Origin of the sequence: Aurantimonas sp. HBX-1 (assembly GCF_021391535.1) — a bacterium.
In the GTDB taxonomy this organism is placed as follows: Bacteria; Pseudomonadota; Alphaproteobacteria; order Rhizobiales; family Rhizobiaceae; genus Aurantimonas.
The window spans coordinates 1,675,331-1,697,236 of record NZ_CP090066.1; the positions used below are offsets into that span (position 1 = coordinate 1,675,331).

Here is a 21,906-nt window from a genome sequence, read left to right on the forward strand (position 1 = left end):
GATGTCGCACCGAACCGGCCCTGCTTCAACCCCTGGTGCCGCAGGCAACGGAGCGTAGCCTACGCCATGACCTTCACGTATGAGCCCGGCGCATCCTCGATCGGCTTCAGCTTGCGGCCGCCCGGCTTGCGCGCCTTGACCTTCGGCCCGGACTGGGGCGCCAGCCATTCCTGCCAGTGCGGCCACCAGGAGCCGGGCGTTTCGGCGGCGGCGAGCAGCCAGTCCTCGTAGCTGCGGCCGATGTCGGGCGAGGGGCCGGTCCAGAACTGGTACTTCTGCTTGGCCGGCGGATTGACAACGCCGGCGATGTGACCGGAGCCGGTGAGGACGAAGGTGACGTCCGAGCCGAAGGCGAGGCTGCCGACATAGACGCTGCGCGCCGGCGCGATGTGGTCTTCCTTGGTGGCGAGGTTGTAGATCGGGATGTCGACCGTCGACAGGTCGAGCCGGCGGCCGCCGATCTCCATCCTGCCGTGCGACAGGTTGTTCTCGAGATAGCAGTTGCGCAGGTAGAACAGGTGGTTGGCCTTCGGCATGCGGGTGGAATCGGCGTTCCAGTAGAGCAGGTCGAAGGGCAGGGGCTCCTTGCCCTTGAGATAGTTGTTGACGAAATACGGCCAGATCAGATCGCCGGACCGCAGCATGTTGAAGGCCGTGGCCATCTGCGAGCCGTCGAGATAGCCCTTGGCGTCCATGGACCGCTCGATCAGCTTCAGCTGCGCCTCGTCGACGAAGACCTTCAGGTCGCCGGCATGGGTAAAGTCGATCTGGGTGGTCAGGAAGGTGGCGGAGCGGATGCGCTCGTCGCCGCCGGCCTTGAGATAGGCCAGCGAGGCGCCAAGCAGCGTGCCGCCGACGCAGTAGCCGACGGCGTTGACCTCGCGCTGGCCGGTCGCCGCCTCGATCGTGTCGAGGGCGAAGACGATGCCTTCCTCGATATAGGCCTGCCAGTCCTTCTCGGCCTGCTTCTCGGACGGATTCACCCAGGAGACGACGAAGACCGTGTGGCCCTGGCCGACCAGCCAGGCGATCAGCGACTTCTCGGGGTTCAGGTCGAGGATGTAGAACTTGTTGATCCAGGGCGGCACGATCAGCAGCGGCCGCTTGAACACCGTCTCGGTCTGCGGCGCGTACTGGATGATCTGGCAGACGTCGTTCTGGGCGACGACCTTGCCGGGGGTCACCGCCATGTCGCGACCGACCTTGAAGGCCGAATAGTCCGCCTGCCGCAGCTTCAGCGTGCCGTGCCCGGCGGCCATGTCCTCGGCGAACATCTTCATGCCGCGGACGAGGTTCTCGCCGTTGCAGGCGACGGTCTCGCGATACAGCTCGGGATTGGTGACGACGAAGTTGGACGGCGAGATGGCGTTCGATATCTGCCGCACGTAGAAGGCCGCCTTCTGGCGGGTGTGCGGGTCGAGCCCCTCGGCCTTGTCCACCAGGTCGTCGGCCCATCGGGCCGTGGTCAGATAGGCCTGCTTGATGAAGTCGAAGAACGGGTGGTTCTGCCATTCGGCGTCGGCAAACCGCTTGTCGCCGGTGGCCGGGGCGATCGGCGGCAGGTCGGTGTCGCCCGCCAGGCGCCGTATCGAGTTGTTCCACACGGCCATGTAGCCGGCGAAGAGATTGGTTTGCGCCTCGATGGCGCGAGCCGGGTCGGTGAGCCAGTATTCGGATACCTTGGACAAGGTGGTCACCAGTTCGCTCATCGGCAGCGGGCCGCTGTCGACGACCTCGCCCTTTTCGCGCGGCTCGACCCATGCTGCGGCCGCCTTGCCGATCTGCTCCAGCATGCGCGCCATGTTGCGCGCGAAGGCTTCCGGATCGCGGACGACGTAGTCGTCGCCGATCGGTCCGGGGCCCTTGCCTTCGTGCGGCTGCTTGGCCGTCATCCTTCGTCCTCCCGTAATGCCCGTCGCCGACTTTTCTCGCGCCCGATCCGGCTACGCCTGCGGCGCCATCCGGCCCGCGCGGCGGCGCCTCGACATTCGCGCCGTGTCGCTTTGTAAACGGTCACTCTCTAGGATATGAGACAAAGTGCTGTTTCAAGAAGGCCCTTCTGGCAATGATACCGCTTTCCCTGCTGCGAACCCTTGCCGTCTGCGGCGCCGTCCTGCCGGCTGCCGGCTGCCAGGCGATGTTCGGCGACGACGAAGACACCTCCATCGGCGCGATGCGGCTGGCCGCGGCGCCGTCCGTGGCCTCGGCGCAGCAGCGCGACGAGGACGGCTATCCGCTGCTGGGCGCCATGCCGAAGGCCGCGGCGCCGCAGCTGACGGATGCCGAGGCGCAGGCCGGGCAGGCGCAGCTTGGCGCCATGGCCCAGCAGCGCGCGGTGACGGCGCCGTCGAGCGGCCCGGCCCAGGTGGCGCGGCTGCAGGCGCTGCGTCAGCAGCAGGCGGCCGAGGTCGAGGCGGCCCTGGCGCGCCGCCCGCAGGCACAGCAGCCGGCGGCGACGCGTCCGCAGAGCCCGGAGGACGTGCTGCGCCAAATCGAGGCCGGACAGTAGACGCCGACCGTCGTTTACGCCATTCCCGCTCACCAGCCGGGAGACGAGCACCATGGAAGAATTTCACAAAGTCCGCAGACTGCCGCCCTACGTCTTCGAGGAGGTCAACCGGCTGAAGGCGGCGGCACGCGCCCGCGGCGCCGACATCATCGATCTCGGCATGGGCAATCCGGACCTGCCGACGCCGAAATTCATCGTCGACAAGCTCTGCGAAGTGATCCGCGACCCGCGCTCGCACCGCTATTCGGCGTCGAAGGGCATTGCCGGCCTGCGCAAGGCGCAGGCCGCCTATTATCAGCGGCGCTTCGGGGTGAAGCTCGATCCGGCGACGCAGGTCGTGGCGACGCTCGGCTCCAAGGAAGGCTTCGCCAACATGGCGCAGGCGATCACCGCGCCCGGCGACGTGGTGCTGTGCCCGAATCCGACCTATCCGATCCATGCCTTCGGCTTCCTGATGGCCGGCGGCACGATCCGCGCCATTCCCGCCAAGCCGGATGCCGACTTCATGGTCGCGATCGACAGGGCGGTACGCTATTCGATCCCCAAGCCGATCGCGATCATCCTCAACTACCCGGCCAATCCCACCGCCTTCGAGGCCGATCTCGATTTCTACCGCGAGGTCGTCGCCTTCGCGCGCAAGCACTCGATCGCCATCCTCTCCGACCTCGCCTACGCCGAGATCTTCTTCGACGGCTCGCCGCCGCCCTCGATCCTCGAGGTCGACGGGGCGATCGACGTCGCCGTCGAGTTCACCTCGATGTCGAAGACCTTCTCGATGCCGGGCTGGCGGATGGGCTTTGCCGTCGGCAACGAACGGCTGCTGGCGGCGCTGGCGCGGGTGAAATCCTATCTCGACTACGGCGCCTTCACGCCGATCCAGGTCGCCGCCACCGCCGCGCTCAATGCCGGGGACGAGGTGATCGAGGAAGTGCGGACGGTCTATCGCCGTCGCCGCGACGTGCTGGTGGATTCGTTCGGGCGTGCCGGATGGCAGATTCCCGCGCCCTCCTCGACGATGTTCGCTTGGGCGCCGCTGCCGCCCGCCTATCGCGGCATGGGCTCGCTGGAGTTCTCCAAGCTGCTGATCGAGAAGGCGGATGTCGCCGTGGCGCCGGGCATCGGCTTCGGCGAGCACGGCGACGATCATGTCCGCATCGCGCTGGTCGAGAACGAGCATCGGATCCGGCAGGCGGCGCGCAACATCCGCCGGTTCCTTGCCACGGGCGAGGAAGCCGGGCAGAAGGTCGTTTCCTTCGCCGGGTCCTGACGGTGCCCGGCCGCGACGCCAAGAACGATCAGGTACCCATGAACAGTCCCCTGCGACTCGGCCTGGCCGGGCTCGGAACCGTTGGCGCCAGCCTCGCCCGACTGATTGAAGCTAAGGCCGAGACGCTGGCGAACCGCGTCGGCCGGCAGATCGAAATCGTCGCGGTCTCGGCGCGCGACCGCACCAAGGATCGAGGCATCGACATCGCCGGACTCGCCTGGTTCGACGATCCCGTGGCGCTGGCCGCCGAAGCCGAGATCGACGTCTTCGTCGAACTCGTCGGCGGTGCCGACGGGCCGGCCCACGAGGCGGTGAAGGCCGCGCTCGGCCGCGGCATCCCGGTGGTCACCGCCAACAAGGCGCTGCTCGCCCATCACGGCGTCTCGCTGGCGCGGCTGGCCGCCCGCAAGGGCACCGAGATCCTGTTCGAGGCGGCGGTCGCCGGCGGCATCCCGATCATCAAGACGATGCGCGAGGGCCTTTCCGGCAATAGCGTCAGCCGCGTCTACGGCATCCTCAACGGCACCTGCAACTACATGCTCACCCGCATGGAGGCCGAGGGCATCGCCTTCGACGACTGCCTGGCCGACGCCCAGCGGCTCGGCTATGCCGAGGCGGACCCGACCTTCGACATCGGCGGCTTCGACGCCGCGCACAAGCTGGCGATCCTGACGTCGCTCGCCTTCGGCTGCGAGATCGACCTCGAGAGCGTCTTCATCGAGGGGATCTCGGCGGTCACCAACGACGACATCGCGGCCGCCGCCGAGCTCGGCTACCGGATCAAGCTGCTCGCCGTCGCCCGCCGCACCGACAGCGGCATCGAGCAGCGCGTGCATCCGACGATGATCCCGTCGAGCTCGGCGATGGCGCAGGTGGACGGCGTGACCAACGCCGTCGCCGTCGACACCGACCTGCTCGGCTCGATCCTGCTCGCCGGTCCCGGCGCCGGCGGCGAGGCGACCGCATCGGCGGTGCTTTCGGACATCATGGACGTCGCCGGCGGCGTACTGCCGCCGACGCTCGGCCTGCCTCCGGCCAAGCTCGCGCCCTACAAGCGGGCCCGGATGCGGGCCCACGAGGGCGGCTACTACATCCGCCTGTCCGTCTACGACCGGGTCGGGGCCTTCGCCTCGATCGCCCGGCGGATGGCGGAGAACCAGATCTCGCTGGAATCGATCGTGCAGCGCAAGCTGCCGGGCGCCGGCGATCCGTCCACCGCGCCGGTCATTCTCGTCACCCACGAGACCACGGAAGCTGCCGTCCGCAAGGCGCTGGAGGCGGTCTCGAAGGACGGGCACCTGAAGGGCGAGCCGAAGATGATCCGCATCGAGGCGCTGAACTAACGGCGCTCTCGCCGGATCGCGAAGGGGGCGCGCCGGGCGTTCCGCCTCGATGACATTGCGCTTTCACACTGCCGGGACATATCAGGCGCAGGCGGCGACCGGGGACGACATCCGGACCCCGCAGGAGGAGACGGGGACATGACCGACGGCAATGGTGGCGGCGAGATGCTGGACCGGGTGCTCACTCTCGAGATCGCCCGGGTCACCGAGAAGGCGGCGGTCGCGGCGGCGAGGCTGCGCGGCCGCGGCGACGAGAAGGCCGCCGACCAGGCCGCCGTCGACGCGATGCGCTCCGAGCTCAACCAGCTGGCGATCGACGGCGTCATCGTCATCGGCGAGGGCGAGCGCGACGAGGCGCCGATGCTCTATATCGGCGAATCGGTCGGCACCAAGGCCGGGCCGAAGGTCGATATCGCGCTGGATCCGCTCGAGGGCACCACGGTCTGCGCCAAGAACCTGCCGAATTCGCTCGCGGTCATCGCCATGGCGGTGCGCGGCAGCCTGCTCAACGCGCCCGACGTCTACATGGAGAAGATCGCCGTGGGCCCCGGCTATCCGGACGGCATCGTCAACCTCGCGCTGTCGCCCGAGGAGAACCTCGCGGCGCTGGCCAAGGCGAAGGGCGTGCAGGTCTCCGAGATCACCGCCTGCATCCTCGACCGTCCCCGTCACGCGCAGCTGATCGAGACGGTCCGCGCGGCGGGCGCGGCGATCCGCCTGATCGGCGACGGCGACGTCGCCGGCGTGATCCACACGACCGACCCGGAAGAGACCGGCATCGACATCTACATGGGCATCGGCGGCGCGCCGGAAGGCGTCCTGGCGGCGGCTGCCCTGCGCTGCACCGGCGGCCAGATGCAGGGGCGGCTGCAGCTCAACACCAACGAAAAGCGCGCCCGCGCCGAGAAGATGGGGATCAGCGATCCCTACCGGATCTATACTGCCGAGGAGATGGCGTCCGGCGACGTGATCTTCGCCGCGACCGGCGTCACCGACGGCAACCTGCTCGACGGCGTGCGCTTCTATCGGGACCGGGTGACGACCCACACGCTGGTGATGCGCTCGCGTTCCCGCACCATCCGCGAGATGCGGGCGCAGCATTACGACCGGACGAAGTTCGCGACCTGAACGCTCTTGCACCGGCCGCCGCGCGTCGCCAGAACGAGGGCATGTCCGATACCGCGCGCACCTTTCTCGGCGTCGATTCCTCCCTCGGGGGCCGGCGCTGGCTGAATGCCCTCGACACGCGTGCCGAGGGCGCGGCGCTGCGCATCGCCCAGATCCACGGCCTGCCCGATATCGTCAGCCGGGTGCTGGCCGGCCGCGGCATCGGCGACGCGGACGCGCTGGCATTCCTCGAGCCGCGGCTGCGCGACCTGATGCCGGACCCGGCGACACTGACCGACATGGACGCCGCCGCGGCGCGCCTCGCCGATGCGATCGACGCGGGCGAGACGGTCGCGATCTTCGGCGACTACGACGTCGACGGAGCCGCCTCGGCGGCGCTTCTCTGGCGGTACCTCAACCATTTCGGCGTTACCGCAACGATCCGAATTCCCGACCGCATCACCGAGGGCTACGGGCCGAACCCCGAGGCTATGCGCGAGCTCGCGTCCGACGGCGCGACGCTGATCGTCACCGTCGACTGCGGCACCGGCAGCTTCGAATCGATCGACGCGGCCCGTGAACTCGGCGTCGACGTCGTCGTGCTCGACCATCACCAGACCGGGCCCGAGCTTCCTGCGGCAAGGGCGGTGGTGAACCCCAACCGGCAGGACGACTTATCCGGCCTCGGTCACCTCTGCGCCGCCGGAGTGGTGTTCATGAGTCTCGTCGCCCTGGCGCGGGAATTGCGGCGGCGCGGACGGCCGGCGGCCTCGCTGCCGGACATCTTCCAGATGCTGGATCTCGTCGCGCTGGCGACCGTCTGCGACGTCGTCCCGCTGGTCGGGCTGAACCGCGCCTTCGTCGTGCAGGGCCTCCGTGTCATGCACGCGCAGCGCAATGTCGGGCTCTCCGCCCTGGCCCGCGTGGCGCGACTCGCCGGACCGGTCGAGTGCCACCATCTCGGCTTCCTCATCGGTCCGCGGATCAACGCCGGCGGCCGCATCGGCGACGCCTGGCTCGGCAGCCGGCTGCTGTGCCTCGACGAGACGTCGGAGGCGGACGAGCTGGCGGCGCGGCTGCACGGGCTGAACGAGGAGCGCCAGGCGATGGAGCAGGCGATGCTCCAGGAGGCGGAGGCCGAAGTCGCGGCGGAGATCGGCACGGGCGAGGGGCCGGCCGTGCTGGTCGCCGGCTCGGCCGGCTGGCATCCCGGCATCGTCGGCCTGCTAGCGGCGCGGCTGAAGGAGCGCCACCGCCGGCCGGCCTTCGCCATCGCCTTCGACGCGTCCGGGCGCGGCACCGGTTCGGGCCGGTCGATCCCCGGCTTCGACCTCGGCCGGCTGGTGCGCGAGGCGGTGGCGGCGGGTATTCTGGTCAAGGGCGGCGGCCATGCCATGGCGGCCGGCGTGACCGTGCAGAAGGAGCGGCTCGGCGACCTGCGCGCGTTCCTGGAGGCGGGCGCCGCCGCGTCCGTCGGGGCGCTGCGCGAGGGCGACACGCTGAGGCTCGACGGCTCGGTCAGCGCGGCCGGCCTGACGCCGGCCCTCTACGCCACCATCGCCCGCGCCGGCCCGTTTGGCGCCGGCCACGGCGAGCCGGTCTTCGCGCTGCCGCGGCACCGCATCGGCTCTTCCTCGATCGTCGGCAAGGGCCATGTCCGCGCGACGCTCTCGGGCGCCGACGGCAGCAGCATCTCGGCGATCGCCTTCAAGGCCGCCGAAACCCCGGTCGGCCGCCGGCTGCTGGAAGCCCGCGACCGGCCGGTGCATGCGGCCGGCACGCTATCGCTCGACCGCTTCCGCGGCCGCGAGGAAGTGCGCTTCCGGATCCTCGACCTCGCCGAAGCTTTCGACTGAACCGACTCGGCCCGGCGCGGCGGAATCCTCGCCGGCGCCGCCGGCCAGCGCGGGGCTCGCGGCATTTTCCTCGCGTCGCCGAAGGGCGAGCGCCTCGATGCGGTGCCTGAGCGCCGGGTGCCGCGCCAGGAAGCGCTGGAAGTCGGCGGCCGATAGGCGGAGCAGGGCGCAATAGGCGATGGCGGTGACGTCGGCCTGCCGGCGCTGGTCGAAGAGCAATGCCATCTCGCCGAAGATGTCGCCGCGGCCGAGCCGCACCAGGCTGGCGCCGGTGTCGATCTCGACGGCGCCGGACGAAATGAAATAGGCGGCGTTGCCGATCTCGCCGCGGCTGATGATCCGCATGCCGGGCTCGGCGAAGAACGGCCGCATCAGCGGCGCCAGATCCTGCCGCTCGCGCGGCGAAAGGTCCGCGAACAGCTCGCTCCGCTCGATCAGCGTCGCGGTGTCGAGGCCAAGATCGAGAGGCGGCCGGCGCAGGTGGGTGTCGCCGCGCGCGGAAAGTTCCGCCAGCACGTCGCGCTCGACCTCGCTGCTGATCACGCCCGAGCGACGGAGCCGCTCGATCTCGACCATCTCGACGGCCCGCGCCGCCCGCTCGACAAAGCAGCGTTCCAGCGCCGTGACATAGGCCGGGTACTGCAGGCGGACCGCCGCGATCTCACGTTCGAGCAAAGCCTGGCGCTCGGCCATGACCCGGCCCGCCTCGGCCACGGTCGCAGGCCCGAGGACCGGCTGCAGCTCCTGTTCGGCGATTCGCTGCAGCGATCCGACGACGAGCAGCGATTCGATGAGCATCTCGAATCGCCCGGCCAGGCGTTGCGACAGGAGCCGGCTGTAGCCGAGGCGGCGCTGCAGGGCGAAGGCCAGCCGGTCGACCGTGGCGAAGTCCACTTCCGCTTCGTTGGCGGCGCGGTAGCCTTCCATCCCGCCGAGCCGTGCCAGGTCGAGGCGACGCCGCGCATCTGCCGCCAGGCGCCGGGCGACCGGCGGCGCGACCGTGCCGCTGGCGAAATGCTCGAGGATCGTCTCGCGCTCGCGCGCCGTCAGCGCGACCAGTGCGATCGCCGTCCGCGCCCCTTGGGGGACCGTATCGGCCGAGGGGCCGAGCGGGAGGATGCCGGTGATGTCGCTGGCCGGGTCCGGGTCCGACGCATCGGCCGGGGCGTGGCCGAAGCGCCGCCGCATCTTTGCGGCGACCCGGCTGACGCGGCCGCCGGCGACGTCGAGCGCCAGGTCGCGCACCGCCCGGTCGACCTCGCTCAGGCGGTCGAGGCCGAGCCGCTCGATGAGCGGCCGCAGCGTCGTCCCCTGCACCAGCAGCGTCAGCAGCGTGAAGCCGGTCGCCAGCGTGACCACGAAGGCGGCGATCGGGCGCGGGATCGCGGGGTTCTCCATGACCGCGAGGGCGAGCGCAAGGGTCATCGACCCGCGCAGGCCGCCCCACAGCACGACCAGCCGGTACGGGACGGAGACGGAGGACGACAGGCCTATCCGCGTCAGCAGCGGCAGCAGGCCGAACAGCACGAGTGCGCGGGTCAGGAGGGCGGCGACGAAGACCACCAGCAGCAGCACGAAATCGAACGGCCGCAGGTCCGACAGCATGCGCGGCAAAAGGAGCGAGGTGAGCACGAAGATCAGGATCGACGACCAGGAGGCGAGCTGCTGCCAGGTATCCGACAGGTGCCGCCACAGCACCCCGGTGACCCGTCCCGGCGCCAGCGAGGCGAGGGCGACGCCGGCGGTGGCAACGGCGACCACGCCGGAGACGTGGAGGAGCCGTTCCGCCGCCCAGAAGCACAGATAGGGAAGCGCCAGGCTGAGCGAGGCGGTGGTGACCCGGTCCTCGCCGATCAGCTTCAGCAACTGGATGAACAGCCAGGCAGCGCCGAGGCCGAGCAGCACGCCGCCGATCGGCAGGAGGACGAGATCCCTGATCGCCTCGGCCACACCGACCGAGCCGGGAGCGATGATTGCCGCCGAGAAGATCAGCGCCAGCGAGATGGCGGCGGCATCGTTGAACAGGCTCTCGCCCTCGACCAGCCGGGTCAGCCGCTCCGGCGCGCCCACATCGCGGAAGATCGCGATCACCGCCACCGGGTCGGTGGTGGCGACCAGCGAGGCGAGAAGCAGGCACGCGAGCAGCGGCATGCCCGAGACGGGCCAGAGGAACAGCGCGACCCCGAACGTCGCGACAAACACCGCCACGAGGGCCAGCAGGAGGATCGGCAAAAGGTCCTCGCGCACCCGGTGCAGGTCGACCTCCAGCGCACTCTGGAAGATCAGCGTCGGCAGGAAGACGTAGAGGAACAGGCTGGAGCCGATCGGCAGGTCGACGATCGCCGCGGCCAGCTCGACCGGGACGAGAGCGCCCGGGACCTGAAGCGAATAATGGCAGGCGAAACCGAGCGTGGCGCCGCCCGCGGCCAAAAGGATCGAGACCGGCAGGCGCAGCCGCGACGCCAGCGGACGGGCGAGGGCGCCGAAGGCGACGAGCGACGCAATGAGCACGACAATGCTGGAGACGTTCATCCGGCCGGCCGATTTATCCCCGCGCGAGGGGTCTCGCGCCGAACCGGGCGGACGCCGCCCATCGCACTGCGACATTCTGGTGCAGGCCCACAGGTTTCTCAAGCCGCGCCTTGTGGAGGAGCGCACGGTTAAGGAAGCGGTTACCCGTCGCCGGGATAGTGCGCCTCTCGGTTCACAAAGGAGAAACCATGGACGACACGGCAGGAATCGCGGGTGGCCAGGTGCGCGCCTTCGTCGAGCGCGTCGAGCACATCGAGGCGGAGATCCAGGAACTGAACGAGGGCAAGAAGGAGGTCTTCGCCGAGGCCAAGGGCGAGGGCTTCGACGTCAAGATCCTCAAGGAAATCATCAAGCTGCGAAAGCTGGACAAGGAAGAGCGCGAAGAGCACGAGACGCTCCTCGACGTCTATCTGCGGGCCATGGAACAGGCGCCGGCGGCGGCCAACGCCGCCTGATCCCGAAGCCTCGGGGCGGGCTTCGGTCCGCCCCGCGATTCGCTCAGCCGAACGCCTTGAAGGCCACCAGCGTGAAGGTGTCGGCGACGCCGTCGACCGTCTGCAGGCGCTCGGTGACGAAGTGGCCGATGTCCTGCTCGTCCTCCAGGTAGAACTTGGCGATCAGGTCGTAATTGCCCGAGGTCGAGTAGACCTCGGAGATCTCGGGCACGTCCTGGACGAGTTCGTCCGCGACGCCATAGGCCTTGCCGGGGCGGCACTTGAACTGGACGAAGATGGTTTTCATGGATGCTTGCTCCGGCGCCTCGCGCGGCGTCTCGTATCGGTTGACCTGACGGCGACCGTCTCAGCCGTCGCCGTCGCCCGTCAAGGCCGCGACGAGACGGCTCTGCGGGTCGAGCAGTTCGTCGACGACGTCGAAATGATGCCGGCCCGGCGCCTCCACGGCACTCACCCGCGCGCCGAGCCCGTGCCAGGCATTGGCGAGCAGCGCGTTCTGGCGGCGGAACTCCGGCAGTTCCGCGCCGCCCACGAGGCAGACCAGCCGGACGCCGTCGTGCGGCTCGAGGAGGGCCGGGCTTTCCGCCCGTGCGGTCGCGAGGTCGAGGCCCAGCACGTCGTTCATCGCCGTGCGCAGCAGCGGGCGGAGGTCGTGGACGCCGCTGATCGAGACGGCCCGACCGATCCGCGCCGCAGTGGCCGCCGCGATCGGCGCATCGGCGCAGAGCATGCGCGAGACCAGATGCCCGCCGGCGGAATGGCCGGAGAGGTGGATCGGGCCGTCGATCTCGCCGGCGACCTTGTCGAGGAAGCTGCCGATCTCGCGGGTGATGGCCGGGATCGTCGTGTCCGGGCACAGCGTATATTCCGGCAGCGCGACGGCGAAGCCGCGGGCGAGGGCGCCGGCGGCGAAATGCGACCAGGCCGCGATCGCCTGGCCCTTCCAGTAGCCGCCATGGACGAAGACCACGAGCCCGGCCGGCCGTTCCTCCGGCAGGAACAGGTCGTAGTGCTGGCGCGGCTGGTCGCCGTAGGGGACCGCCAGCCGAGCCCTGCCGTCCAGCGTCATGCGCTCGCGGAAAGGCGCGGCCTCGGCCAGCCAGCGCGGCGCATAGGCGGCCGAATCGGCGATGGCCGCGCCGTTGGCGTAGGCGGCGTCGTAGTCGCCGATCGGCGCGCCGCCGGTCCAGATCGTCTCGTGCATGGTCGGTCCTCGTGGCGCCGGATCGGCAGGCAACAGCTCGCTCAGAAGAAGGCCTGCAGGCCGGTCTGCGCCTTGCCGAGAATCAGCGCGTGGACGTCGTGGGTGCCCTCGTAGGTGTTGACGGTCTCGAGGTTCTGGGCGTGCCGCATGACGTGATACTCGCCCATGATGCCGTTGCCGCCGTGCATGTCGCGGGCGGTGCGGGCGATGTCGAGCGCCTTGCCGCAATTGTTGCGCTTGACGAGGCTGATCATCTCCGGGGCCATCTTGCCCTCGTCGAACAGCCGCCCGACCCTGAGGCTCGCCTGCAGCCCGAGGGCGATCTCGGTCTGCATGTCGGCGAGCTTCTTCTGGACGAGCTGCGTCGCCGCCAGCGGCCGGCCGAACTGGGTGCGCTCCAGCGTGTAGGAGAGGGCGCGCTTCCAGCAGTCTTCCGCCGCGCCCATCGCGCCCCAGGAAATGCCGTAGCGGGCCCGGTTGAGGCAGCCGAACGGCCCCTTGAGGCCGGATACGTTGGGCAGCAGCGCGTCCTCCGGCACCTCGACGCCGTCCATGACGATCTCGCCGGTGACAGAGGTGCGCAGCGACAGCTTGCCCTCGATCTTCGGCGCCGAAAGGCCCTTCATGCCCTTGTCGAGGATGAAGCCCCGGATAGCGTTGTCATGCGCCGCGGACTTCGCCCAGACGACGAAGACGTCGGCGATCGGCGAGTTGGAGATCCACATCTTGGCGCCGGACAGGCGGTAGCCGCCGTCGATCTTCTCGGCCCGGGTCTTCATGCCGGAGGGGTCGGAGCCGGCATCCGGCTCGGTCAGGCCGAAACAGCCGACCCATTCGCCGCTGGCGAGCTTCGGCAAGTATTTGCGGCGCTGGTTCTCGTCGCCATAGGCGTGGATCGGATACATGACCAGCGAGGACTGGACGCTCATCATCGAGCGGTAGCCGGAATCCACCGCCTCGACGGCGCGGGCGACGAGGCCGTAGGCGACGTAGGATGCGCCGGCGCAGCCGTAATCTTCCGGCAGCGTCAGGCCGAGCAGGCCGAGCGCGCCCATCTCCTCGAAGATCGGCCGGTCGGTGGTCTCGTTCTGGTAGGCGGCCACGACGCGCGGGCGCAGCGATTCCTCGGCGAAGGACCGAGCGGTCTCGTAGATCAGCCGCTCGTCCTCGGTCAGCTGGTCGGTGAGGCGGAACGGGTCGGACCAGTCGAAGGCGGCCATCGAGGCGCTGTGGGTGGGCGTTGCGGCGGGGGCGGTCGACATGGTGCTTTCCTTCCGGCTTCCTTGTGGCGGGGCTGGGCGTGGCTGCGAGCCTGCGGCCGCCTCGCGCGGGTTCCGTCAGCCATAGTCCCCCTCACGCCGCGGCGAAACAGCAAACACTGCCGCAGGCACGGCGCAGGCCGTCAGACGTGCAGGAAGCGATCCTTCACGTCGGGGCTGGCGCGCAGTTGTGCGGTGGTGCCCGTCCAGGCGACGCGGCCTTTCTCGATGACCACGTGACGGTCGGCGAAGCGCGACAGCGCCTCGACGTTCTTGTCGACGACGAGTATCGCCGCGCCCTCGCGCCGGATCGCCGCGAGGCAGGTCCAGATCTCCTCGCGGATCAGTGGCGCCAGCCCCTCGGTCGCCTCGTCGAGCACGACCAGCCGCGGGTTGGTCATGAGCGCGCGGCCGATGGCGAGCATCTGCTGCTCGCCGCCGGAGATCTGGTCGCCGAGATTGCGCCGCCGTTCCCTCAGCCGCGGGAAGAGGCCGTAGACCGCGGCGAGGTCCCAGCGCGCGGCGGATGCGGCGCGTTGCGTTGCGACGAGATTCTCCTCGACCGTGAGGGTCGGGAAGATCTGCCGGCCCTCCGGAACGAGGCCGAGCCCGTGGCGGGCGATGAGATGCGGTTCCTTGCCGGTGACGTCCTCGCCGTCGACCAGGACCCGGCCGCCGGTCGGCCTCAGCAGGCCGAAGATCGACTTGATCGTCGTCGTCTTGCCCATGCCGTTGCGCCCGAGCAGCGTCACCACCTCGCCGGCTTCGACCGCAAGGTCGACGCCGAACAGGATGCGCGACTCGCCGTAGGCGGCCTCCAGGCCCTCGACACGCAGCATCAGCCCTCCTCCTCGCCGAGATAGGCGGCACGGACATCCGGGTTGCTGCGGATCGCCGCGGGAGAACCGGTGGCGATCAGCCTTCCGTAGACCAGCACGCTGACCCGGTCGGCGAGGGCGAAGACGGCTTCCATGTCGTGTTCGACGAGGACAATCGTGTGCGTCGCCTTCAGCTCCTGCATCAGCGAAACGAGCACCGTCGACTCCTCGTGGCCGGTGCCGGCGAGCGGCTCGTCGAGCAGCAGCAGCCGGGCGCCGGTGGCCAGCGCGATGGCGATCTCCAGCTGGCGCTTTTCGCCATGCGACAGGCTGCCGGCGCGGCGATCGGCGCGATCGGCCAGCCCGACGCGCGCGAGCGCCGCCATGGCCGCCTCGTTGAGATCGACCTCGCGCGCGGCGGAGCGGAAGAAGCGGAAGCTCGAGCCGGATCGCGCCTGGACGGCCGAAGCGGCGTTCTCGATGACGCTGAAGCCGTCGAGGATCGAGGTGATCTGGAACGAGCGGGCCATGCCCTTGTGGACGCGCTGCGGCACGCCGAGCCGGGTAATGTCCTCGCCGGCGAAATGCACCGTGCCGGCATCGTTTCTCAGGCTGCCCGACAGCTGGTTGATCAGCGACGTCTTGCCGGCGCCGTTCGGGCCGATGATGGCGTGCAGCTCGCCGGGCTGGACGTCGAAGCTGACATCGTCGCTGACGGGAAGGGCGCCGAAGCGCTTGCTCAAGCCGCGGACCGAGAGCAGGGCGCCGGTCATCGTGGGGCTCCGCCGGTCAGGCGCGCGACGAGCCCGGATATGCCGCCGCGGGTGAACAGGGCGAGCAGGACGAGGACGATGCCCAGGCCGAGCCGCCAGTGCTCGGAGAAGCGGGCCAGCCAGTCCTCCAGCAGCAGGAAGGCGATCGAGCCGACGATCGGGCCGACCAGCGTGCCCATTCCGCCCAGCACCACCATGACGATGAGTTCGCCGGAGCGCTGCCAGCTCATGAAGGCAGGCGCGACGAACTCGGCCTGGTTGGCGAGGAAGACGCCCGCAAGGCCGGCGAGCCCTCCGGCAATGACGTAGGCGATGAGCTGATAGGCAAACGGCGCGAAGCCGATCGCCTCCATGCGGGTCCGGTTGTCGCGCGTGCCGCGCAGCACCCGGCCGAAGCGCGATGCGACGACCGCCCGCAGCCCCAGGAACGCCAGCGCGAGACACAGGAAGACCGCGTAGAACAGCGCGAGATCGTTCTCCAGCACGTCGGAGCCGAAGAGGGTCGAACGCGCGGCGAGCGAGATGCCGTCGTCGCCGCCATAGGCCGACAGCGACACCATGAAGAAATACGCCATCTGGCCGAAGGCGAGGGTGATCATGATGAAATAGACGCCCCGCGTGCGCAGCGAGATGGCGCCGGTCGCCAGCGCGAACAGGCTCGATGCGGCGATGGCGACGAGGGCCTGGATGAGCAGTTCGTCGATGCCGTGCGCGGCGAGGATCGCCACCGCATAGGCGCCGATCCCGATGAAGGCGGCATGGCCGAACGATACCAGCGCGCCGTAGCCGAGGATGAGGTCGAGCGACATCGCGGCGAGGCCGAAGATCATCACGCGTGTCGCGATGACCAGCAGGAACGGGTCGCCCAGCATGTGCGCCAGCAGCGGGAACAGCGCCAGCGACGCAAACAGCAGTCCCGCGGCCGTCGCGGCGCCCGGGCGGCCGGCATAGGGGAGGCGGGCAAGACCCGAGGGCGCGTCCGGCCGCGCCGGGGCGGCCTTCATCGGGCCGCCGCCCGGGCCGGGAACAGGCCGGTCGGCCGCAGGAACAGCACCGCCGCCATCAGGATGTAGATCAGCATCGGCGCCAGCGTCCGGCCGGTCTGCGAGGCGGCGGACGGATCCATCAGGGTGCGCAGGAGGATCGGGCCGAAGGTCCGGCCCAGCGTGTCGACGAGGCCAACGAGGATGGCCGCGACGAAGGCGCCGCGGATCGAGCCGACGCCGCCGATGACGATCACCACGAAGGTGAGGATCAGGATGCTGTCGCCCATGCCGGGCTCGACCGAGAGGATCGGCGCGACCAGCGCCCCGGCCAGGGCTGCCAGCATCGCCCCCAGGCCGAAGACCAGCATGAACAGCCGCTTGATGTCGACGCCGAGCGCCGAGACGATCGGCCCGTTGCTGGCCCCGGCCCGCAGCAGCATCCCGATCCGGGTGTGGTGGACGAGCAAATAGAGCCCGAGGGCGGTGGCGAGTCCGGCGCCGATGATCACCAGCCGGAACAGCGGGTAGCGCAGATTGCCGATCAGCGGGATCGATCCGGCGAGCATGTCGGGAATCGGCACGCTGAGCGGCGCGGCGCCCCAGAGGATCTTCACGCCCTCGTTGAGGATCAGGATCAGCCCGAAGGTCGCCAGCACCTGGTCGAGATGGTCGCGCTCATAGAGCCGCTGGAAGATCAGCCGCTCCAGCAGGATGCCAAAGGCCAGCGCCACGGGCAGGGCGATCGCCAGGCCGAGGAAGAAGTCGCCGGTATAGGCGGTGAAGGTCGCCGCAAGATAGGCGCCGACCATGTAGAGGACGCCGTGGGCGAGGTTGATCAGGTCCATGATCCCGAAGATCAGCGTCAGGCCCGCCGCCACGAGGAACAGCAGGATCCCGAACTGGAGACCGTTGAGCGTCTGAAGCAGGAAGAGGTTGAGCATCCGGCTCCTTCGAGGGCGATGGCGTGCCGCCCCCGGCGCGAACCGCCGACGGCGCGCCGACGCTTAGCGGTCGGCGCGCGGTTTCCGCAAGTCGGATGACGGGCGGCGTCGTACGCCGCGGCCGTCAGTCCATCTTGCAGGCGGCCGCGTAGTTGTCCGCGTAATCCTCGAAGATCGTTTCGGCGATCTGCGTCTCGAACTTGCCGTCCTCGCGCTTGGCCGCCTTCACCAGATAGAAGTCCTGGATCGGGAAGTGGTTGGGGCCGAAGGCGAAATCTCCGCGCAGCGAGGTGAAGTCGGCGGCCTCGAGCGCTGCCCGCAGGGCGTCCTTGTCGGAAAGGTCGCCGCCGACTGCCTTGACCGCGCTGTCGATCAGCAGCGCCGCGTCATAGCCGTGCATCGCGTAGCTGCCCGGCACGCTGCCGTATTTCGCCTCGTAGGCCGCGACAAACGCCTCGGACTGTGGATTGTCCATGTTCGGGGCCCAGTTCGAGCCGCCAAAGAAGCCGACCGCGGCGTCCTGGGTCGCCGGCAGCGTCGTCTCGTCGACGGTGAAGGCGGACAGGAACGGGATCGTCTCGAGCCCGGCCTGGCGGTACTGCTTGACGAGATTGACGCCCATGCCGCCCGGCATGAAGGCATAGACCGCGTCCGGCTGCTCGGCAGCGATCTGCGCCAGCTCGGCCGAGAAATCGAGCTGCCCGAGCGGGGTGTAGATCTCGTTGACCACCTCGCCCTCGTAGGAATTCTTGAAGCCGGCTAGCGCGTCCTTGCCAGCCTGGTAGTTCGGCGCGAGCAGGAAGACCCGGCCGAAGCCCTGGTCCTGGGCGTATTTGCCGAGCACCTCGTGGTTCTGGTCGTTCTGGTAGGAGACCGCGAAGAAGTTCGGGTTGCACTCGGCGCCGGCAAGGTTCGACGGGCCGGCATTCGGGCTGATCAGGAAGGCGCCGGCATCGGTGACCGGCTTCACGATGGCGCCGGCGATGTTGGAAAAGATCGGTCCGACGACGAAGTCGGCACCGTCCCGCTCGACGAGTTCCTTGGCCTTGTTCACCGCCACGTCCGGCTTCAGCTCGTCGTCGACGACCTTCACCTCGGTCGCGACCCCGCCCAGCTTCCCGCCCATTTCGTCGAGCGCCAGCAGAAACCCGTCCCGCGCCTGCTCGCCCAGCACCGCGGCCGGGCCGCTGAGATTGACCATGACGCCGACGGTCAGGGGCTCGGCCTCCTGCGCCGCGCTCACGCCGCCCAGGGCGGTGGTCGCGAGGAGACCGAGTGCGGCGGATCGAACGAATTTCATGCTGTATCTCCCGACAACGGCGCATTTCTTGATGCTGGATTCCCGGTGCGCCACCGGCCGGCGCGGATCGTGCAAAATTGCCGCCGTCAAGACAATAGCGGCCGGGAGAGAGCCAGCCTGACAGGCCGTCTGGACGGTCGGCTGAAAACCGAGGCCGCGGGCCAACGAGCCGTCAGCGGCGGGCGCCTGGTGGGGAAGGCGTGGCCGATCGGGGGAGCCCTGCTTGCGCCGCGCCGGAGCCGCGACTAAGGAACCGGGCGACCCAAGGCCACGATGCGATGCAACACGGGATGTCGTCGATGGATTTCGAATCCGCCCGCACGAAGATGGTGGACAACCAGATCCGCACGACGGACGTGTCCAGCCACGCGATCCTCAGGGCCTTCCTGCAGGTGCCGCGCGAGGAGTTCGTTCCGGCTCCCCGCAAGCCGCTCGCCTATATCGACGAGGACGTGCCGCTGGGCGGCGGGCGCTACGTCATGGAGCCGTCGCCGCTTGCCAAGCTCCTCCAGCTCGCCGCTGTGCGGCCCGACGACGTCGTCCTCGATGTCGGCTGCGGCTCCGGCTACGGCTCGGCCATCCTTTCGCATCTCGCCGGCTCGGTGGTGGCCCTGGAGGAGGATCCGCAACTGGCCGCCCAGGCCACGGACAATCTCTCCCGGCTGGACTACGTGACCTGCGTGGTGGTGGAGGGCAGGCTCGCCGAGGGCTATCCCTCCGAGGCGCCCTACGACGTGATCTTCTTCGAAGGATCCGTCGAGACCCTGCCGGAGACGTTCTTCGAGCAGTTGCGGGAGGGCGGCCGGATGGTCGTCGTCGAGGGCGTCGGCCTCGCAGCAGCGGCTCGCCTCTACATCAAGGACGAGGACGGCATCGTCTCGGACCGCTTCGGCTTCAACTGCAGCATCCGCCCGCTGCCGGGCTTTGCCAAGGCCGCGAGCTTCGAGTTCTGAATCCGGAGGGGTCGTTGCAGATTTGCCCCGCCTGCGGAGAATTAACATTTTGACACAGCGTCACGCTTGATCTGGAGCGCGTCAAACTGGTCAATGCGCGGCAGACATGATTGACGGATTCGTACGTTGCGGACGGCGTCGGTTGGTCGCCGTGTATCGAGGGCTCGGGGTAATCGTTTTGCAGAAGAAGCTCTGGATCGCTCTGGCCCTTTCGGCGGGGACGCTGTTGTCGACCGGCAATGCGGTCAATGCCGAGACGTTGACCGGCACGCTGGCCAAGACCTGTACCAACAACCAGACGCTGAATGCCGCGCGCGCCCAGCTGCGAGCCACCGATGAAAACGTGCCGCAGGCGCGGGCCGGCCTGCGCCCCTTCGTCAGCGGCATCGGATCGGCCACGGCACGCCGCAACCGCACTACTTTCGGCGACGACATCTCGACCGAAAGGGGTCGCACCCAGTCGATCGGCTTCGGCGTCGAGGTCAGTCAGACGATCTTCGACGGTTTCCAGACGCCGAACAACGTCGCCTCGGCACAGGCGCAGGTCCGCGCCTCCCAGAAGAACCTTGCCAATACCGAGCAGAACACCCTGTTCGACACCGTGGCCGCCTACATGGACGTGCTGCGCGATCGCCAGATTGCCGCGCTGCGGCGCCAGAACCTCGGCTTCCTGCAGGAGCAGGTGCGCGCAGCCAGCGCCCGCTTCGAGGTCGGCGAGGGGACGCGGACCGACGTCGCCCAGGCCGAGTCGCAGCAGGCTCTCGCCACGGCGCTGCTGAACAGCGCCCTGTCACAGGTCGCTGCGAGCGAGGCGACCTATTTCGACCTCGTCGGCGACCCGCCGGCCGACCTCCAGCCGGGGCGGGCGCCGATGTCGGCACTGCCCAAGTCCGTCGATGCCGCCTTCGCAATCTCCCAGCAGGAGCATCCGGCGATCCTCGCCACGCTCGCGGCCGTTGACGCGGCGGCGTTCCAGGTCAAATCGGCCGAGGGTGCGCTGCTGCCGCAGCTCAGCCTCACGGGCCGTGTCGAGGACAGCTATTCCCTGAGTGAAACGGATGGAGGCGACCTGCCCGGAGTCAACACCTCGGCCGGCCGCCCGAACGTCCTGACGCAGAACGAGGTCTCGGCGACCGTCGGCGCGCAGCTGACGATTCCGATCTACCAGGGCGGTCGGGCCAGCTCCGTGGTGCGGCAGGCCAAGGAAGTGCTCGGCCAGCGCCGGATCGAGGTCGACAATGCCCGCGACCAGGTGCGCGCCGCGGTTGCCACGTCCTGGGCGCAGCTGCAGGCGGCCCGCGCCAACATCACCGGCTATCAGTCACAGGTGCAGGCAGCCCGGCTGGCACTCAACGGCGTCATCGAGGAGCGCAATGTCGGCCAGCGCACCACGCTCGACGTGCTGAACGCCCAGGCCGACGTGATCTCCGCGCAGATCCTCCTCGCCGGCTCGCAGCGCGACGAGGTCGTGGCTGCCTACGGTCTGCTGTCGGCAACGGGCAAGTTGGCAGAGCAGTGCGGGCAGCTCGTCGAACACGCCTACGATCCCGACGATCATTACATCCAGGTCGAGGACAAGTGGTTCGGCCTGCGCACGCCGGACGGCCGCTGACGGTCGCCGAAGCGGGAACGATGAGTCCGGCCGGCAACAGCGCGCCGCAGTAAGTTGGTGATAGTTCCGCGGGAGCGCCCTGCGGGATTCACCTGCGGCCTCCCGCGCCTTAGGCTCCACGCACGATTCGCCCGATAGGGTGCCGCCCTGTCGTGCCACATGCGGGAGCTTCCCATGAGCAATGCCCTTCCGGCCCCCGATCCGTCGATGGACGAAATCCTCGCGTCCATCAAACGCATCATCGAGAGTGGGGACGAGAAGATCGTCAGGCGGTCGCCGGCGAGTGGTGCGGCTGACGTCGAGGCGCCGCCGCTGCCCGCCGGCCTTGCCGGGGCGCCGGGACCTGCGGCGGAAAATCTGCCCCATCCCGCCGCCGCCGGCGATCGGGGCGCGGCCTGGTGGCAGCCGCAGCGGCCGCCCGAGCCCGCCGACCAGGAAGAGATTTCCGCCTCGCATCCCGGGAACGACCGGGTGCCCGAGGGCGTCGCGTCGGTCCGCCCTGGTGCGCCCGGCGAAACGCGGTTCGACGAGGACGCCTTCGAAACCGAGCTCGTCGGAATGATCAGCGACGGGGACGAGCGCGCCGACGCGGATTTGCCCGGCTCGCGGCAAGACGACGACATCGACGGGCCGGCGCGCTTCGCGGCTGCCAACAGCGACGAGGCGGGGCTGCGCCATTCGTCCCCGGCCGGCCTGGACGAGCCGCCGATCGTGGCGGCGCGGGCCCTCACGGAGCCAGCGACCCACCGCATCATCTCCGAGGAGGCCGGCGCCCGTGTCGCCGCCTCGTTCGAAGACCTCTCCCGCGCCATCCGGGAGGACCAGATGCGGTCGGTGGAGGACGCGGTGCAGGACATGCTGCGCCCGATGCTGCAGGAATGGCTGGATGACAATCTGCCGCGGCTCGTCGAGCGGCTGGTGCGCGAGGAAATCGAGCGCGTCGCGACCGGCGGCCGCCGCTAGGCGACAGGCTCCGGCGGGGCGATCCCCG

At 69.3% G+C, this 21,906-nt stretch carries 19 protein-coding genes; 9 read left to right on the plus strand and 10 right to left on the minus strand.

The features are described from left to right. Window positions 1-59: 59 nt before the first annotated feature. Window positions 60-1,892, minus strand: coding sequence for a class I poly(R)-hydroxyalkanoic acid synthase (phaC, locus tag LXB15_RS07975; RefSeq protein WP_233952252.1), 1,833 nt, complete (start codon window positions 1,890-1,892; stop codon window positions 60-62). Between the two features lie 173 nt (window positions 1,893-2,065). Between phaC and LXB15_RS07980 the strand changes: the two genes are divergently transcribed. From LXB15_RS07980 to recJ, 5 genes are all read left to right on the plus strand, one after another. Then, window positions 2,066-2,509, plus strand: a complete 444-nt coding sequence (locus tag LXB15_RS07980) for a hypothetical protein (RefSeq protein ID WP_233952254.1) — start codon at window positions 2,066-2,068, stop codon at window positions 2,507-2,509. 52 nt (window positions 2,510-2,561) lie between these two features. Continuing rightward, entirely contained in the window at window positions 2,562-3,776 is a 1,215-nt protein-coding gene (locus LXB15_RS07985) for an LL-diaminopimelate aminotransferase (RefSeq protein WP_233952256.1), read from the plus strand. 38 nt (window positions 3,777-3,814) lie between these two features. After that, entirely contained in the window at window positions 3,815-5,119 is a 1,305-nt protein-coding gene (locus tag LXB15_RS07990; protein ID WP_233952258.1) for a homoserine dehydrogenase, read from the plus strand. 138 nt (window positions 5,120-5,257) lie between these two features. After that, a complete protein-coding gene (gene glpX, locus LXB15_RS07995) occupies window positions 5,258-6,247 on the plus strand; it encodes a class II fructose-bisphosphatase (protein ID WP_233952260.1) in 990 nt (329 codons plus the stop codon). A gap of 41 nt (window positions 6,248-6,288) precedes the next feature. Next, window positions 6,289-8,082, plus strand: coding sequence for a single-stranded-DNA-specific exonuclease RecJ (gene recJ / locus LXB15_RS08000; protein ID WP_233952262.1), 1,794 nt, complete (start codon window positions 6,289-6,291; stop codon window positions 8,080-8,082). Here recJ and LXB15_RS08005 read toward each other — a convergent pair. Then, the gene (locus LXB15_RS08005; RefSeq protein WP_233952264.1) at window positions 8,008-10,614 is read right to left on the minus strand and encodes a cation:proton antiporter; all 2,607 of its coding nucleotides are present in this window, start codon (window positions 10,612-10,614) and stop codon (window positions 8,008-8,010) included. The two genes, recJ and LXB15_RS08005, sit on opposite strands and share 75 nt — an antisense overlap. A 188-nt stretch (window positions 10,615-10,802) precedes the next feature. Between LXB15_RS08005 and LXB15_RS08010 the strand changes: the two genes are divergently transcribed. Then, window positions 10,803-11,069: a DUF2312 domain-containing protein gene (locus LXB15_RS08010; protein ID WP_163041902.1), complete on the plus strand. Its 267-nt coding sequence runs from the start codon at window positions 10,803-10,805 to the stop codon at window positions 11,067-11,069. Window positions 11,070-11,112: 43 nt separating this feature from the next. Here the strand turns inward: LXB15_RS08010 and LXB15_RS08015 are convergent, their stop codons facing one another. From LXB15_RS08015 to LXB15_RS08050, 8 genes are all read right to left on the minus strand, one after another. Continuing rightward, the gene (locus tag LXB15_RS08015) at window positions 11,113-11,355 is read right to left on the minus strand and encodes an Lrp/AsnC family transcriptional regulator (protein WP_233952266.1); all 243 of its coding nucleotides are present in this window, start codon (window positions 11,353-11,355) and stop codon (window positions 11,113-11,115) included. Between the two features lie 60 nt (window positions 11,356-11,415). Then, window positions 11,416-12,273 carry an alpha/beta hydrolase gene (locus LXB15_RS08020; protein WP_233952268.1) on the minus strand — a complete coding sequence of 286 codons (858 nt, stop codon included), beginning with the start codon at window positions 12,271-12,273 and terminating at the stop codon, window positions 11,416-11,418. 41 nt (window positions 12,274-12,314) lie between these two features. Beyond that, the gene (locus tag LXB15_RS08025; protein WP_233952269.1) at window positions 12,315-13,535 is read right to left on the minus strand and encodes an acyl-CoA dehydrogenase; all 1,221 of its coding nucleotides are present in this window, start codon (window positions 13,533-13,535) and stop codon (window positions 12,315-12,317) included. Window positions 13,536-13,675: 140 nt separating this feature from the next. Next, window positions 13,676-14,371 (minus strand): ABC transporter ATP-binding protein, encoded by a 696-nt coding sequence (locus LXB15_RS08030; RefSeq protein WP_233952271.1) that lies wholly within the window; start codon window positions 14,369-14,371, stop codon window positions 13,676-13,678. Next, the gene (locus LXB15_RS08035; RefSeq protein ID WP_233952273.1) at window positions 14,371-15,123 is read right to left on the minus strand and encodes an ABC transporter ATP-binding protein; all 753 of its coding nucleotides are present in this window, start codon (window positions 15,121-15,123) and stop codon (window positions 14,371-14,373) included. The genes LXB15_RS08030 and LXB15_RS08035 overlap by 1 nt, the downstream gene beginning before the upstream one ends. Next, entirely contained in the window at window positions 15,120-16,127 is a 1,008-nt protein-coding gene (locus LXB15_RS08040) for a branched-chain amino acid ABC transporter permease (RefSeq protein WP_233952275.1), read from the minus strand. Before LXB15_RS08040 ends, LXB15_RS08035 begins: the two co-directional genes overlap by 4 nt. Next, window positions 16,124-17,050, minus strand: a complete 927-nt coding sequence (locus LXB15_RS08045; protein ID WP_233952277.1) for a branched-chain amino acid ABC transporter permease — start codon at window positions 17,048-17,050, stop codon at window positions 16,124-16,126. The genes LXB15_RS08040 and LXB15_RS08045 overlap by 4 nt, the downstream gene beginning before the upstream one ends. 124 nt (window positions 17,051-17,174) lie before the next feature. Continuing rightward, window positions 17,175-18,350 carry an ABC transporter substrate-binding protein gene (locus tag LXB15_RS08050; protein WP_233952279.1) on the minus strand — a complete coding sequence of 392 codons (1,176 nt, stop codon included), beginning with the start codon at window positions 18,348-18,350 and terminating at the stop codon, window positions 17,175-17,177. A gap of 299 nt (window positions 18,351-18,649) precedes the next feature. Here LXB15_RS08050 and LXB15_RS08055 point away from each other — a divergent pair, with 299 nt between their 5' ends. From LXB15_RS08055 to LXB15_RS08065, 3 genes are all read left to right on the plus strand, one after another. Next, on the plus strand, window positions 18,650-19,303 hold the full coding sequence (locus LXB15_RS08055) for a protein-L-isoaspartate O-methyltransferase (protein WP_233952281.1): 654 nt from the start codon (window positions 18,650-18,652) through the stop codon (window positions 19,301-19,303). A 106-nt stretch (window positions 19,304-19,409) separates the two neighbouring features. Next, on the plus strand, window positions 19,410-20,915 hold the full coding sequence (locus LXB15_RS08060) for a TolC family outer membrane protein (protein ID WP_233952283.1): 1,506 nt from the start codon (window positions 19,410-19,412) through the stop codon (window positions 20,913-20,915). 174 nt (window positions 20,916-21,089) lie between these two features. Next, complete coding sequence (locus tag LXB15_RS08065; RefSeq protein WP_233952285.1) at window positions 21,090-21,878, plus strand: DUF2497 domain-containing protein; 789 nt, start codon at window positions 21,090-21,092, stop codon at window positions 21,876-21,878. The last annotated feature ends 28 nt before the right edge of the window (window positions 21,879-21,906 follow it).